Source organism: Blastococcus sp. SYSU DS0669 (assembly GCF_054050895.1).
On record NZ_JBJHAE010000001.1, the window covers coordinates 143383 to 157991 of the forward strand.

Annotated in this window: 16 protein-coding genes; 9 read left to right on the top strand and 7 right to left on the bottom strand. The window is 73.3% G+C overall.

Annotated features, from left to right (window positions below):
- Positions 1-42: 42 nt before the first annotated feature.
- Complete coding sequence (locus tag ACI792_RS00630; RefSeq protein WP_456600862.1) at positions 43-801, bottom strand: (deoxy)nucleoside triphosphate pyrophosphohydrolase; 759 nt, start codon at positions 799-801, stop codon at positions 43-45.
- Positions 802-828: 27 nt separating this feature from the next.
- Between ACI792_RS00630 and ACI792_RS00635 the strand changes: the two genes are divergently transcribed.
- The 5 genes from ACI792_RS00635 (at position 829) to ACI792_RS00655 (ending at position 4525) form a co-directional block, all read left to right on the top strand.
- Positions 829-1311 carry an RrF2 family transcriptional regulator gene (locus ACI792_RS00635; protein WP_456580813.1) on the top strand — a complete coding sequence of 161 codons (483 nt, stop codon included), beginning with the start codon at positions 829-831 and terminating at the stop codon, positions 1309-1311.
- Positions 1312-1582: 271 nt separating this feature from the next.
- On the top strand, positions 1583-3256 hold the full coding sequence (locus tag ACI792_RS00640; protein WP_456600863.1) for a nitrite/sulfite reductase: 1674 nt from the start codon (positions 1583-1585) through the stop codon (positions 3254-3256).
- Positions 3253-3417, top strand: coding sequence for a hypothetical protein (locus ACI792_RS00645; RefSeq protein ID WP_456600864.1), 165 nt, complete (start codon positions 3253-3255; stop codon positions 3415-3417). Before ACI792_RS00640 ends, ACI792_RS00645 begins: the two co-directional genes overlap by 4 nt.
- Complete coding sequence (locus tag ACI792_RS00650) at positions 3414-4124, top strand: phosphoadenylyl-sulfate reductase (RefSeq protein WP_456600865.1); 711 nt, start codon at positions 3414-3416, stop codon at positions 4122-4124. The genes ACI792_RS00645 and ACI792_RS00650 overlap by 4 nt, the downstream gene beginning before the upstream one ends.
- A 101-nt stretch (positions 4125-4225) precedes the next feature.
- Positions 4226-4525, top strand: coding sequence for a 4a-hydroxytetrahydrobiopterin dehydratase (locus tag ACI792_RS00655; RefSeq protein WP_456600866.1), 300 nt, complete (start codon positions 4226-4228; stop codon positions 4523-4525).
- Positions 4526-4602: 77 nt separating this feature from the next.
- Here ACI792_RS00655 and ACI792_RS00660 read toward each other — a convergent pair whose 3' ends face one another.
- From ACI792_RS00660 to ACI792_RS00670, 3 genes are all read right to left on the bottom strand, one after another.
- Complete coding sequence (locus ACI792_RS00660) at positions 4603-6873, bottom strand: PhoX family protein (protein WP_456600867.1); 2271 nt, start codon at positions 6871-6873, stop codon at positions 4603-4605.
- Between the two features lie 110 nt (positions 6874-6983).
- Positions 6984-7388, bottom strand: coding sequence for a DUF3037 domain-containing protein (locus ACI792_RS00665; protein ID WP_456600868.1), 405 nt, complete (start codon positions 7386-7388; stop codon positions 6984-6986).
- Positions 7385-8242, bottom strand: coding sequence for a HipA family kinase (locus ACI792_RS00670; protein ID WP_456600869.1), 858 nt, complete (start codon positions 8240-8242; stop codon positions 7385-7387). The genes ACI792_RS00665 and ACI792_RS00670 overlap by 4 nt, the downstream gene beginning before the upstream one ends.
- Before the next feature lie 148 nt (positions 8243-8390).
- Between ACI792_RS00670 and ACI792_RS00675 the strand changes: the two genes are divergently transcribed.
- Positions 8391-8948, top strand: a complete 558-nt coding sequence (locus ACI792_RS00675) for a DUF1990 family protein (RefSeq protein ID WP_456600870.1) — start codon at positions 8391-8393, stop codon at positions 8946-8948.
- A 58-nt stretch (positions 8949-9006) separates the two neighbouring features.
- Positions 9007-9480, top strand: coding sequence for a GtrA family protein (locus ACI792_RS00680; protein WP_456600871.1), 474 nt, complete (start codon positions 9007-9009; stop codon positions 9478-9480).
- A gap of 194 nt (positions 9481-9674) precedes the next feature.
- On the opposite strand, the gene ACI792_RS00685 is transcribed toward ACI792_RS00680, so the two are convergent.
- Complete coding sequence (locus ACI792_RS00685) at positions 9675-10505, bottom strand: formate/nitrite transporter family protein (RefSeq protein ID WP_456600872.1); 831 nt, start codon at positions 10503-10505, stop codon at positions 9675-9677.
- Positions 10506-10919: 414 nt separating this feature from the next.
- On the opposite strand from ACI792_RS00685, the gene ACI792_RS00690 reads away from it, so the two are divergent.
- Positions 10920-12374 carry a M1 family metallopeptidase gene (locus tag ACI792_RS00690; protein ID WP_456600873.1) on the top strand — a complete coding sequence of 485 codons (1455 nt, stop codon included), beginning with the start codon at positions 10920-10922 and terminating at the stop codon, positions 12372-12374.
- A 40-nt stretch (positions 12375-12414) separates the two neighbouring features.
- Here ACI792_RS00690 and ACI792_RS00695 read toward each other — a convergent pair whose 3' ends face one another.
- Both ACI792_RS00695 and ACI792_RS00700 read right to left on the bottom strand, forming a co-directional pair.
- Positions 12415-13065 carry an FAD-binding oxidoreductase gene (locus ACI792_RS00695; RefSeq protein WP_456600874.1) on the bottom strand — a complete coding sequence of 217 codons (651 nt, stop codon included), beginning with the start codon at positions 13063-13065 and terminating at the stop codon, positions 12415-12417.
- Positions 13066-13129: 64 nt separating this feature from the next.
- The gene (locus ACI792_RS00700) at positions 13130-13735 is read right to left on the bottom strand and encodes a sulfite oxidase-like oxidoreductase (protein ID WP_456600875.1); all 606 of its coding nucleotides are present in this window, start codon (positions 13733-13735) and stop codon (positions 13130-13132) included.
- Positions 13736-13902: 167 nt separating this feature from the next.
- Here ACI792_RS00700 and ACI792_RS00705 point away from each other — a divergent pair, with 167 nt between their 5' ends.
- Positions 13903-14601, top strand: coding sequence for a succinate dehydrogenase cytochrome b subunit (locus tag ACI792_RS00705; RefSeq protein WP_456580826.1), 699 nt, complete (start codon positions 13903-13905; stop codon positions 14599-14601).
- The last annotated feature ends 8 nt before the right edge of the window (positions 14602-14609 follow it).

Sequence of the window (14609 nt, forward strand, 5' to 3'; positions counted from 1 at the left end):
GCCGTTCCCCACGCGGGAGCGGCGCCCGTCGCCGTCCCGGTCTCAGAGCCGGGCGAGCAGGGCCCGGACGGCGGGCAGCAGCGGGCGGTCGGCGGGGATCCAGTCGAGGGCGTCGAGGTCGGCCGCCCCCACCCACCGCAGCTGCGCGTGCTCCCGTGCCACCGGCGAGCCGTGCGCGATGCGGGCCCACCAGACCCGCATCGTCGACGCCCCCGGGGCACCACCGCCGACGACGCCGTCCAGCGGCACCTCCCCGAGGAATGCCTGCGGCGCGACGGCGACCCCGAGCTCCTCGGCGCACTCCCGCACGAGCGCCACCAGGTCGGTCTCCCCCGGCTCGACCTTGCCGCCCGGGAACTCCCAGCAGCCGTCGTAGGGGCCGCCCGCGCGCTCGGCGACCAGCACCCGGTCGCCCTCGACGAGGGCGGCGCCGACGACCTGCACGACCTCCCGGGCCCGCAGGGCGGCGGCCGCGGCGCAGGCGTCCAGGTGCGCCTGCATCGCCCGGGCCACCCGCCGGCGCAGCACGGCCCGGTCGACGACCCCGCCCAGGAGACCGGGCAGCCCGGTCTCCCAGTCGACCTGCTCGTCGATGAGCGTGCCGGCACCGGTGGCCGAGAAGCGGCGCGAGTGGGTGACCCAGCCGCGGGCGCCGACCGGCGCGGCGAACACGTCGCGCTCCGGCCGCACGGAGACGACCTCCTGGAGCGGGAACGGCCAGGGGCGGCCCAGGGCACGGGCGACGTCGAACGCCACGGTCAGCGGCGCCTCCACCAACGCGGTGAAACGCAGCCGGAACACCCGGGCACTCTCCCAGATGGCGGCAGTATGGGCAGCGTGCGCATCAACGCCCGGGTCGACTACGCCGTCCGAGCCGTCGTGGAGCTGGCCGCGGCGGCACCCGAGGCGCTCACCTGCGACCGCATCGCGACCGCCCAGAACATCCCGAACCGCTTCCTGCAGGCGATCCTGGCCGACCTCCAGCACGCCCGGCTGGTCACCAGCCAGCGCGGCCGGGACGGCGGGTACCGCCTGGCCCTGCCCGCGTCGGAGATCTCCATCGCGCGCGTGATGCGGGTGCAGCAGGGATTCCTGGCCGAGGTGCACGGCCAGCGCCCGGAGGACGTGACCTACCCGGGGGCGGCCGGCGCGCTGGCCGAGGTGTGGGTCGCCGCCCGCGAGGCCTACCGCCGGGTGCTCGAGGGCGTCACGGTGGCCGACGTCGTCGCAGGGCAGCTCCCGCCGCACGCGGCCGAACTGGTCGCCATCGACACGGCGTGGCGGTCCTTCAGCGAGCCCGCTCCCCGCTGAGGGACGGCGGCGTGCCGGCGGAACCACCCCTCGCGGGGTGAGCTCCGCACCCCGTCGCGCCGGATGTGGGAGGATCGGCGGCATGACGGACCGCGGCAGCCTCCTCGTCGCGCGCCTGCACATCGACCTGGCGCTCGTCTCCAGCGCCGCCTGTCGCGCCCTGCGCTGACCCAGGTCCTCCGCGCAGCTGTCCGCTGCGTCCCGAACCAGCAGCGCCTCCCACCCCGGCCCGCTGCCGGGCGGTCGGCGAGCGCAGGAAGAAGTACGCCACGTGAGCACCCCCACCCGCACCAGCAACCGGCCCCAGCGGGGGCAGGGCCAGTGGGCGCTGGGCTACCGCGAGCCGCTCAACCCCAACGAGCGGATGAAGAAGGACTCCGACGGTCTCGAGGTGCGCCAGCGCATCCTCGACATCTACTCGAAGACCGGCTTCGACGGCATCGACCCCGGTGACCTCCGCGGCCGGATGCGCTGGATGGGCCTCTACACCCAGCGCGCCCAGGGCATCCCTGGCGGCAAGACCGCCGTGCTGGAGCCCGAGGAGCTCGAGGACTCCTACTTCATGATGCGGGCCCGCATCGACGGCGGGCAGCTGACCAGCGACGCGCTGCGCGTCCTCGGCGGCATCAGCACCGAGTTCGGCCGCGACGTCGCCGACGTCACCGACCGGCAGAATGTGCAGTACCACTGGATCCGCATCGAGGACGTCCCCGAGATCTGGCGCCGCCTGGAGTCGGTCGGGCTCTCCACGATGGAGGCCTGCGGCGACGTCCCGCGGGTGATGCTCGGCTGCCCGCTGGCCGGGATCCTCGAGGACGAGGTGATCGACGCGACCGACGTCATCGCCGACACCGTCGCCAAGTACGTGGGCAGCCCGGAGTTCAGCAACCTGCCGCGCAAGTGGAAGACGTCGATGTCGGGCTGCGTCGACCACTGCACCGAGCCCGAGATCGACGACGTCTCCTTCGTCGGCGTCGTCGACGAGTCGGGCGAGGCCGGCTACGACCTGTGGGTCGGCGGCGGGCTCTCCACCAACCCGATGTTCGCCCAGCGGATCGGCGTGTTCGTGCGGCCCGACCAGGTCACCGACGTGTGGGCCGCCTGCACCGCGGTCTTCCGCGACTACGGCTACCGCCGCCAGCGCAACCGCGCCCGCATCAAGTTCCTCATGGCCGACTGGGGCCCGGAGAAGTTCCGGCAGGTGCTGCAGGACGAGTACCTCGGGCAGGAGCTGCCCGACGGCCCGGCGCCCGCCCCGGCCAAGCACGACCAGCGCGACCACGTCGGCGTCAGCAGGCAGAAGGACGGCCGCAACGCCGTCGGCTTCGCGCTGCGCACCGGCCGGATCAGCGGCTCGCTGCTCACCACGATCGCCGACCTCGCCGACGAGTACGGCGAGGGGCGCATCCGGACGACGACGCAGCAGAAGCTGGTCATCCTCGACGTGCCCGACGAGAAGGTCGAGGCGCTGGTCGACGCGCTCGCCGAGCACGACCTGCAGGTGCGGCCCAGCGCCTTCCGGCGCGGGATGATGGCCTGCACCGGGCTGGAGTTCTGCAAGCTGGCGATCGTCGAGACCAAGCACTTCGCGCAGGAGGTCTACGCCGAGCTCGAGCGCCGACTGCCCGACTTCGACACCCCGATCGGGATCAACATCAACGGCTGCCCGAACAGCTGCGCCCGGTTCCAGACAGCCGACATCGGCTTCAAGGGCTCGATGGTGCGCGACGACAGCGGCGAGATGGTCGAGGGCTTCCAGGTGCACCTGGGCGGCCACCTCGGCGTCGAGGCCACGTTCGGCCGGAAGTTCCGCGGCCACAAGGTCACCAAGGCCGAGACCGCCGACTACTGCGAGCGGGTCCTCCGCGGCTTCCTCGACCGCCGCACGCCGGGCGAGTCCTTCGCCCACTACGTGTCCCGGGCGGACGAGGAGTGGCTGCTGTGACCGAGGAGTCGCCGGAGGGCGGAAGGAGCCGGCAGCTACCGGTGTTCCACTGCCCGTACTGCGGCGACGAGGAGCTCACGCCGCACGAAGACGGGTGGCGCTGCGGCGCGTGCCTGCGGGCCTTCTCGGTCCGCCTGATCGCCACGGGGGTGCAGGAGTGACCATCGCGCTGCGGCCGACGCCGCTGCTGGCCCAGGCCGCCGACGCCTGGTTCGACGGCATCGCCGACCCGGTCGAGCAGGCGCTCGCCGTGCTCACCTGGGCCGGCGACACCTTCGGCGACGAGTTCGCGATCACCTCGTCCATGGCGGACGGGCTGCTCGCGCACCTCGCCTCCCGCGCGGTCCCCGGCGTGCACGTCGTCTTCCTGGACACCGGGTACCACTTCGCCGAGACCATCGGCACCCGCGACTGGATCTCCTCCGTCCTGCCGATCACGCTGGTCAACGTGCGGCCCGAGCAGACCGTCGCCGAGCAGGACCGCGAGTTCGGCGCCGCCCTGCACGACCGCGACCCCGACCTGTGCTGCTCGCTGCGCAAGGTGCAGCCGCTGGCCCGGACGCTGTCGGGCTACGTCGCCTGGGCGTCGGGTGTGCGGCGGGACGAGTCGCCCACCCGTGCGAACACCAAGATCGTCGACTGGGACGCCAAGCGCGAGATGGTGAAGGTCAACCCCATCGCCGCCTGGACGCAGGAGGACGTGGACCGCTACATCGCCGAGCACGCGATCCCGGTCAACCCGCTGTTCGAGATCGGGTACGGCTCGATCGGCTGCGCCCCGTGCACCCGCCCGGTCGCGGACGGCGAGGACCCGCGCGCCGGCCGCTGGGCGGGCTCCACCAAGACGGAGTGCGGCCTGCACACCTAGAAGGATCCCGCTGCCCCCACCGCTCGCAGGCTCGCGGCGGGTCCCTGCAGCGGGGCCGTTCCAGCACGTCACCACCCGATCGAGTGCGTCACCATGGGGACATGCCGCGCCCGCCTCGCCTGTCTGCTGACCGCGTCGCCGAGGCACTGCGCGCCCTGCCGCGGTGGTCGGGCGACGCCGACGGCCTGCGCCGGACCGTCGAGCTGCCGGGCTTCCGCGACGCCGTCGCGGCGATCGTCGCGATCGCCGACGTCGCCGAGGAGATGGACCACCACCCTGACATCGACCTGCGCTACCGGACGCTGCACCTGCACCTCGTCAGCCACTCCGCCGGTGGGGTGAGCGAGCTGGACCTGGAGCTCGCGCGCCGCATCGACGCACTGCTCCCCGTCCACCCGTGAACGCGATCATGGCGCGGTGACCGCGGATCGGGACGACCCCGTGGTCACCGCGCCATGATCGGCGGGTGGGAGCAGCGTCAGCTGCCGACGCGGCCGCCGTCGGTGCGGTAGACGACGGCGACGCTCGGCCGCGGGAAGGGCCGGTACGCCTGGAAGTCGGGCCACCGGCTGGACGGGTTCTCCACCGTGGAGCCGGTGGTCTCACCGGGGTGCTGGACGGCGACGAACACCGACCGCGCGTCCCGGGTGATCAGCGGACCGCTGCACTCCGCGCCCAGCGGCACGGTGAGGAACGCCTTGAGGTGCCCGCGCTCGGGCCCCTCGGTCGGGACGGCGAACAGCCCGTCGTTGGTGCCGCCGAGCGTGCCCACCGCCTGGTTGCGGACCGACAGCACGTTCCCGTCGGTGGAGATCCAGAGGTTGCCCGCCGGGTCGAACTCCAGGTTGTCCGGGCAGGAGATGGCGCTGACCTCGGACCGGTCGTACCCGGCGAAGTAGGTCCCCGGGAACTGCGGGTCGCCGCAGACCAGGAAGATCCGCCAGGAGAACGTCGTCCCGCTCGCCGAGCCGGTCTCCTCCCACTCGATGACGTGCCCGTTGCGGTTGCCCGGCTGCTGCTCGAAGGTCGCAGGCAGGCCGGCCTCCTCGTCCGCGGGCTCGAACGCGTAAGAACGGGTGATCGGGTTGGCCTCGTCGGCGCCGGGCCGGCCGTTCACCCCGGTGCGGTTGGAGTTGTTGGTCAGGGCCGCGTACACCCGGCCGTTGACCGGGTTCACCTGGATGTCCTCCGGCCGGTCCATCTTCGTCGGCACCAGCCCCGCGTCGACGACGACCGGGTTGGCCGGGTCGGGGAAGTCGCCGCTGGCGTCGAGCTGCTTGCCGAGCCGGTCGGCGGCCAGGCGGGTGAAGGTGAGCACCCAGGCGACGTCCTTGCCCGGGATCATCGAGCGGCCGCCCTCCACGAGCGGGATCCACTCGCCGTAGCCGTCGAAGGCGCCGTCGCCGGGCAGCTCGCCGCTGCCGTCGATCTCCGCGGCCGGGGAGTCGCCGACGAAGCGGGCGACGTAGAGGTCGCCGTCCTCGAGCAGCGTCAGGTTGTGGGCCCGGGAGGCGCTGTCGGTGCCGGGCCGGTAGGTCTTCCGCGAGACGAACTTGTAGATGTAGTCGAACCGCTCGTCGTCACCGGAGTAGGCCACCACGCGGCCGTCCTCGGCGATCTGCACGTTGGCGCCCTCGTGCTTGAAGCGGCCGAGCGCGGTGCGCTTCTTGGGCGTCGAGGTCGGGTCGTAGGGGTCGACCTCGACGACCCAGCCGAAGCGGTTGACCTCGTTGGGCTCACGGGCCAGGTCGAAGCGGGCGTCGACCTCGTCCCAGCGCCGGCCGGGCGGTCGCGTCGTCGAGACGCCGTAGCGCGCCAGCCGGGGCTCCTTCGCGCTCTCGGCGATCGGCGTCGTCGTCCCGAAGTACTGGTTGAAGTTCTCCTCGCCGTGCAGCGTCGTACCCCACGGGGTCATGCCACCGGCGCAGTTGTTCAGCGTGCCCAGGACCGTGCGCCCCTGCGGGTCGGCGCTGGTGCGCAGGTAGGGCGAGCCGGCAGCGGGGCCGGTGAGCTCCATCGGGGTGTCGGCGGTGATCCGGCGGTTGCGCCGGCCGTTGCGCACCGGGCGCCACTCGCCGGTCCGCCCGTGCCGCTGCACCTCCACGACCGAGATGCCGTGGGCCATCATCGCGATGCGCTTCTGCTCGGGCGTGGTCGGCGCGGACTCGCTGGCGACGCCGGCGAACATCAGCTGCTCGTTGGTGTACTCGTGGTTGACCACCAGCAGCGCCTGACGGTCGCGGTCGTCCAGCGGCAGCAGGCCGATGTAGTCGCAGTTGTAGCCGAACTGCATGGCCTGGGCCTCGGGGGTCTGCCGATCGATGCGGAACGGCGGGGCCCCGGGCAGCACCGGGTCACCCCAGCGCATGACCACGGAGTAGCGGTAGCCGTCGGCGGTGACCAGCTCGTCGAGGAAGTTCTGCTCGACCGGCTGGAACGTCAGGTCGCTCCCCGGGAGCGGGGTGACGCCGCCACCGGTCGGCACCGGCTGCTCCTTCGCGGCCGCGGAGGCGACGGGACCGGCGGCGACCAGCAGGGCGCCGGCGCCGGCGGCCTTCAGCATGTTCCGGCGGCTGAAGGCCGTCTCGACGACCTCGGCGAAGGTCGGGTTGTCCGTCTGGTTCGGGACGGCGGAGTCGCAGGCGTTGCCGCACTTGTAGTAGCAGGTGGCGTGGCTGCGGCTGCCGTGGCGGATGCCGGAGAACAGCGGCAGGAGCGCGCGGGTGCGCGGCTTCGAGATGTCGGTCATCGGTCCCTCTGGTCGCGAGGAGGTCTGGGCCCTCGCACCCAAACGGCCCCTGACGACGCACCGGTGGCAGCCCGGTGAACGACCGGCGACCACTCGGACACCTGTTGCGCTCAGCCGGCGACGGGCAGCACCAGCAGCTCCAGGAGGCGGTCGGCCTCGGCGTCGGGATCGGCCGTCAGCCCGGTGTGCACCGGGCCCGGCTGGACGACGGTGCTCCGCGGTGCGGTGAGCCACCGGAACCGGGAGCCGAGCGCCTCCCGCCCGGCGGCGCCGGCGACCGGGTCGGCCGCGCAGACGTCCGCCGCCGCCTGCAGCGCCCGGCCGATCGCCGACGGGTCGGCGGTCGGGTCCAGCGCCCGCAGCCGGTCGAGGTCGAGGTGCAGCCGCGAACCCAGGTAGTCGCGCTGCCGGCAGTAGACGATCACGCCGGCGTTCAGGAGCTCGCCCCGCTCCACCCGCGGGACCACCCGCAGCACCGCGTACTCGAAGGTGTCCCTCGGTGTCGTCGCCGTCATCGCTGGCTGATCCCCTCCGGCGGTGGGGGGCCCAGCCACGCGGGGCGGTTCTCCCCGCGCGGCGCCCTCCGGCGGCCCGCTCCCCCGGCGGCGACCGCGTCGACCACCCCGGGCAGCCAGGCGGCGCGGGCACCCAGCCGGGCCAGCACCTGGTCGGCGTACCGGGCGCGGACCACCTCCGGTCCAGGCCCGGCCGCGGGGTCGTCGAGCCACTCGTCGGGCACCTGCGCGAGCACCCGGTCCAGCAGGTCCCGCGTAACCCGGGGCGCCAGCGCGGCGTCGGCCGCGGGCACGTCGGGGGTGCACTCGACCAGGGCGTGCGCCGAGGCGTCGTACGCCCGCTCGACGGCGGCCGCGGCCCCGGGCCAGTGGTGGTGGAAGGTCAGAGCGGCGCCGTGGTCGATCAGCTGCAGCCGCCCGTGCCAGAACAGCATGTTGGGGTTGCGCCAGGAGCGGTCGACGTTGCCGACGAGCGCGTCGAACCACAGCACCCGGCCGGCGAGCTCGGGGTCGACGCCGTCGGCGCCCGCCTCGAAGTCCAGCGCCCCGGGCAGGTAGTCCAGGCCCAGGTTGCGGCCGGCCGACCGCTGCAGCAGCTCCTGCACCTCGTGGTCGGGTTCGCCCACGGCCAGCTCGGGGACGACGTCGACGGTGACCAGCGCAGGCACCGGCAGGCCCAGCGCCCGGGCGAGCTCCGCGCAGACCACCTCGGCGACCAGCACCTTCACGCCCTGCCCGGCGGCCCGCCACTTGACGACGTAGGTGCCCAGGTCGTCCGCCTCCATGAGCCCGGGCAGCGACCCACCCTCGCGCAGCGGGGTGACGTAGCGGGTGGCGGTGACCGAGGGCAGCACAGTGCGGTCAACCTACGCCCGGGCGCGCTGCGGCCACCCCGCCGACACCTACTCCGGCGGCCTCGCCACCCGTCGGTGGACCCCCGGCCGCGCCGCGCGTCGTCTGACGCACCCGGCCGCTCGGGCCCCCGCGCGGGAGACTGGGCCCGTGGGCCTCCTCCGCGCGACCGACCCGGCCGAGCTCGCCGACGTGCCGTTCACCTACCCCGAGGTGGGGGCGACGGGGGACGCCACCCTGCCGGCGGGCTACCGAACGGCGGAGCACTCGGCGGTGGTCGGGACCGGGCGTGCGGCGTTCGAGCGCGCCGCTGCCGCGGTCCTGGACTGGCGGGCGCAGCGGGCGGCGGGGCTGCGGGTGCGCGCCTCCGGTCCGGCCGGCTCCCCGGGCACGGTCGTCGTCCTCACGGCGGGGCTGCCGAGGTTCGGCTACGACATCCCCTGCCGTGTCGTGTGGGCCGCCACGGAGGGGGACGAGCGCGGTTTCGCCTACGGCACCCTGCCCGGCCACCCGGAGAGCGGGGAAGAGCGGTTCACCGTGCGGCTGACCGGCGGCGGCGACGTCGTCTTCACCCTCCGGGTGTTCTTCCGGCTCGCCTCACCCGCCGCCCGGTTCGCGGGCCCGCTCTCCCTCGCCGTCCAGCGGCTGGCCACCGCCCGCTACGTGGCGGCGATCCGCCGAGCCGGCCGGGCAGGAACCGGACGCTGACCGGGCGGGGCCGTCAAGACGACCGCCACCCGGTCGGCCGACTCCGTAAGCTGCGCCGGTGAGCTCCGCTGCGCCGCTGCGCCTGCTGCTGCGCGACCGCGGGCACCGGCTGGTCCGGGAACTGGGCGCGTTCGGCACCGTGGGCGCGGCCTGCTTCGTCCTCGACCTCGCACTGTTCCAGCTTCTCTACGCGCATGCCGCCACGGGCGCGGTGACGGCGAAGCTCCTGTCCAGCCTGGTGTCGATGACCGCGGCGTTCATCGGTCACCGGTTCTGGTCGTTCGCCGACCGTGCGCGCACCGGCCTGCGGCGCGAGTACTGGCGGTTCGCGCTGGTCAACGGCGCCACGCTGCTGCTGGGGCTGGCCATCGTCGCCTTCGTGCGGTACCCGCTGGGCCAGGAGAACGCCCTGGTGCTGCAGGGCGCCAACATCACCTCGATCGCCGTGGGCACGGTCGTCCGCTACCTGAGCTACCGCTGGTGGGTCTTCCCCGCCCGGCACGAGACGGCGTGCCCCGCCCCCCAGAGCTAGCCGCGGCGGGCGCCGCCGGCTGACGGCGACGCACGAGCGCGGTCACGGGGCTGGACGCCGCGTCGGACCAGCAGCACGGCCCCGAGGACCCACGCCGCGAGCCTCCAGCTGCCGGCGACGACCAGGCCGGTCGCCCACGCGGTGGCGACCGGGAGGAAGGCGTCCTCCCCCACCATCGCCGGACGGCGCGGCCCCTACTCGCCCGCGGCCACCGCCGCGCGCTCGCGGTCGATGAGGTCCTTGCTCCGCACCAGGCGGATGAGCGTGACCACGAACAGCCCCCCGGCCATGTTGAGCAGCAGTGTGTACCAGAACCAGGCCAGCCACTCCCCGTAACCGAACGGGGCGCCGGCGTGGAGGGCGCCGAAGATCAGCAGCGAGTCGAGGATCGAGTGGAACAGCAGCAGGCCGGCCAGGAGGAACCCGCCGATCACCGAGGCGACGATCTTGCCCGTCTCCGAGTGCGCGCCGTGCTGCATCCGGGTCATCAGCGTGATCACGCTCCCGCCGAGGAACGCCAGGCAGACCGACTGCAGGTCCAGCGGGGCCTCGACGAAGTGCTTCGCGGACTCGACGGCGATGCCCGCCAGATCGGGGAACGCCTGCACGACCAACCACATGACCAGCCAGCCGCCGATCAGGTTGGCGACCAGCGTCCCGGTCCACAGCTTCGCCAGCTGCGCACCGCTGGCCCGTCTCGCGAAGACCGCGGTCACCGGGACCAGGAAGCCCTCGGTGAACAGCTCGCTGCGGCCGAGCATGAGGGCGATGAATCCGATGCTGAACGCGAGCCCGGCCAGCAGTTCGCTGCCGGTCGCCTCGAGGACCGCCAGCAGGGCCAGCACGCCGACGGCCACCTCCAGCCCCCCGGCCAGCCCGGTCGCCAGCACCTCCCGCCACCGGCGGTGCAGGCGCTGAGCCCCCTCGCTGACGATCTTCCCGAACGCCTCGGCGATCTCGTCCTCGGCCGGCGCGTCGGTCTCGCCGAGCTCGGCGCGCTTCCGGTCCTCCTCCAGGTCCTCCACGGCTCCTCCTCCACGTCCGGGGCACCGGGACCGGGAACGGGCGGCACATCCTCCGGCGGGCCCTACCCGGACCGGCACCGGCCACACCGCCCGCCACCGTGGCCTCGGTCATCCCGCCGGGTGCCCGGCGGACCCGACCTGTGACGGGCGTCACCGGTCGGGCGTGTCGGCGGTGCGGCCGGTCGTGGACGACGGCACCTGTGCTGGCCGCCGAGGCGATCAGCGCCGGCGGGGCTGGCTCCGTCGCCGGGCTCCCATCGCACGGCGCGACCACGCGTGTCCCGACGGTGGCCCCACGCGGCGGCGGCGCACGAGCCGGTCCGGGCAGCGGATCCGGCCCGGTTCCGGGCATCTAGCCTCACCGTCCGCGTATCCGCGCAGAGGAGATCCACGACGGCTCACAGGAGCGGCCTCATGTCCCGGAAACTCACCCTGCTGACCGCGGCGACGGTGGTGGTGCTCGGCCTCGGCTCCGGCGTGGCGCACGCCGACGACCAGCCCCCCGCCGGTGCCCCGGGGGCCCCGGGGGCCGGGGACCCCTACTTCCCGCTCGACGGGAACGGTGGGTACGACGTCCTGCACTACGACCTGGACCTGCGCTACGACCCGGCCACCGACCTCCTCGACGGCACCGCGACCATCACCGCGCGGGCGCTGCAGGACCTCTCCGCCTTCAACCTCGACCTCGAGGGCCTGGAGGTCCGCTCCGTGCGGGTGGGCTCCCGGGAGGCGGCCTGGGCCCGCGAGGGCGGGGAGCTCACCGTGACCCTCGGCAAGGGGCTGCGCGCCGGGCAGCGGTTCGCCGCCACCGTGGTCTACGGCGGTGTCCCGCAGACCCTCACCGACGCCCTGGGCATCTCCGGCTTCATGCACACCGACGACGGCGCGATCGTGGCCGGCCAGCCCGACGTCGCGGCCACCTGGTTCCCGGCCAACGACCACCCGCGGGACGCCGCGTCGGTCACCGTCCGGGCCACGGTCCCCGAGGGGCTGGAGGCCGTCTCCAACGGCGTCCTCCGGGGCACCCGCGCGGCGCACGGGTGGACGACCTGGGAGTGGCGCGCGCAGGAGCCGATGGCGCCCTACCTGGTGACGCTCGCGATCGGCGAGTTCAACCTGCGCGAGTACGTCGCCGACGGCATCCACTACTGGGATGCCCTGGACCCCGACCTGTTCACCATGGACCCCGACCCGGAGACGGAGGGCCCGAGCATCGGGGAGCTGGCCGAGGCGTCGCTGGCCCGGCAGCCGGAGATCACCGAGTTCCTCTCCGGCATCTTCGGCCCGTACCCGTTCCGGGCCTCCGGCGGCATCGTCGACGATCTGCCGGAGTTCCAGTTCGCGCTGGAGACGCAGTCCCGGTCGATCTACTCGTCGGCGTTCTTCTCCGACCCGGTGAGCGGCGACCTCGTGGTGGTGCACGAGCTGGCGCACCAGTGGACCGGTGACCTGCTGCGCGTCGACACGTGGCAGCACATCTGGCTCAACGAGGGCTTCGCCACCTACGCCGAGTGGCTCTGGCTCGAGCGCGAGGGGTTGTCCACGCCGCAGCAGGAGTTCGACGCCATCGCCGCCGGAGCTCCGCCGGAGTTCTGGGAGCTCACGATCGGGGACCCGGGGCCGGCGACGGAGAACCTGTTCGACATCGCGGTCTACTACCGCGGCGCCATGACCCTGCAGGCGCTGAGGAACGAGGTGGGCGACGACGCGTTCTTCGCGATCGTCCGCCAGTGGGTCGACTCGCAGGCCGGCGGCACCGTCACCACCGACGAGTTCATCGCGCTCGCGGAGAAGGTGTCCGGTCAGCAGCTCGACGAGCTCTTCCAGCAGTGGCTGTTCACCCCGGAGAACCCGACCGCGGCCGGCTGAGCCCGGCTGAACCCGGCGGCTGGGGGACCCGTCAGGTCCCTCAGCCGCTCGGGCCGAACTGCTCCACCCGGATGTCCGCGGCCGGGACACCGAGCATCTCGAGCAGCCGGGTGGCCGCGCCGGCGAAGGCGGCCGAGCCGCAGACGTACACCGTCTGACCGGGTTCCCACAGCGGCACCAGATCCATGGCGGTGAGCCGGCCGGCGGGGCGGATGCCGCGCGGCTCCCGCGTGGTCACCACCAGCGCGCCGGCGGCGAGCAGCTCGTCGGCGTAGGGCAGCAGCTCCACCGTCCGCACCGAGACGGCCGTGCGCAGCAGCTCGGTGCGCCCCAGCGCCCGCGCGGTCCGCAGCATCGACACGAACGGGACGACGCCACTGCCGCCGGCGACCAGCAGCGCCGGGCTCTCGGTGTCCCAGACGAACCAGCCGCCGATCGGGCCGCGCACCTCGAGCACGTCGCCGGGCTCGACGACGTCGGCGAGGTGGGTGGAGACCTCGCCGTCGTCCAGCCGCTCCACGAAGAGCTCCAGCAACGGGTCGCCGGGTGCGGAGGCGATCGAGTACGAGCGCTGCGCGGTGTAGCCGTCCGGGGCGGTCAGCCGCACGACGTAGTGCTGGCCGGGCAGGTGGTCGACCCGGTCGGCGACGTCGAGCCGGAGCTGCACCGACCGCGGCACCGGGCGCCGCACGCCCGCGACCGTCGCCGTCCGCCAGCCGCCCGAGGGTGCGCCTGCGACGCCGGCGCCCAGCGGCCTAGTCACCCTGGTACCGCTGCTGCCGCCACGGGTCGCCCCGGTCGTGGTAGCCGTTCTGCTCCCAGAAGCCGGGCTGATCGCGCCGGAGCAGCGTCAGCTTGCTGATCCACTTGGCGCTCTTCCAGAAGTACAGGTGCGGCACCAGCAGCCGGACCGGGCCGCCGTGCTCGGGGGTCAGCGGCCGGCCGTCGAAGTCCCAGACCAGCCAGGCCTTCCCCCCGGTCACGTCGGCCAGCGGCAGGTTGGTGGTGTAGCCGGTCTTCGACGTCGCCATGACGAACTGCGCCTCGGCGGTGGGCCGGGCGGCCTCGAGCAGCGTGTCGACGCTGATCCCGGTGAACCGGGTGTCGAACTTCGACCACGTGGTGACGCAGTGGATGTCGCCGCGGTACTCCGATGACGGCAGGCGGTGGGCGTCGTCCCACGACCAGGTGGTGGGCTGCTCGACCTGCCCGTCGACGGTGATGCTCCACGTCTCCGGCGAGATGCGCGGGGTCGGTTCGGCGGTGAGCACGGGCCAGTCCGCGCCGACGTCGTACTGGCCGGGGGGCAGCCGCGGATCGCGCTCGCGACGGCGGCCGAGGAAGCCACGGGTGGTGGGCACGGGCACAGCCTGCCCCCTCGGAGGGCACCGCGACCACCTGCCCCGCGCGCCGGCTCCCAGGGCTCGGGCGGGAGGCCCGGTAGCGGTGAGGGTGCCCTTACATGAGGTGTGTCACCTCGTGTTTGGTTGGTGGCAAGGACCGTGTAGTCCTAGCGTGGGGACTTGTGGTGACGGTGGAGCACGCGCAGCGCAGGACCCCGAAGGTTGCGAAGACCAACTCGGTCTTCAAGAAGGCCGTCATGGCGGTCAGCGGCATCATCATGGTGCTGTACCTGATCGCCCACGTGATCGGGAATCTCAAGGCCTTCTCGGGCGCCGAGGCCTTCAACTCGTACTCGGGCTGGATCCGGACGGTCGGCAACCCGGCGCTGCCGGGGCAGACGACGCTCTGGGTCATCCGGATCGTGCTGCTCGTCGCGGTGGTTGCCCACTTCTGGGCCGCCGTGTCGCTGTGGCGCCAGGCCAAGCGGGCCCGCCCGCAGGGCTACGTCACCAAGAAGGCGACGGCGCAGAGCTACGCCTCGCGCACCATGCGCTGGGGCGGCGTGATCATCGGCGCCTTCATCATCTACCACATCCTCGACCTCACCCTGGGTGCGGTGAACGCCGAGGGCTTCGACAGCACGCCGTACGAACGGCTCGTGGCGAGCTTCCAGAACCCCTTCGTCACGATCTTCTACGCCATCTCGGTGATCCTGCTGGGCATGCACCTGCGCCACGGCATCTGGAGCGCCACGCAGACCCTGGGCCAGAGCAACCGCCGTCGCGAGAAGACGGTCAGCCTGTTCGCCATCGTGTTCGCGACCGCCCTCACCCTCGGCTTCCTGCTCGTGCCTTTCTCCGTCCTCTTCGGGCTCATCGACTAAGGACCTCC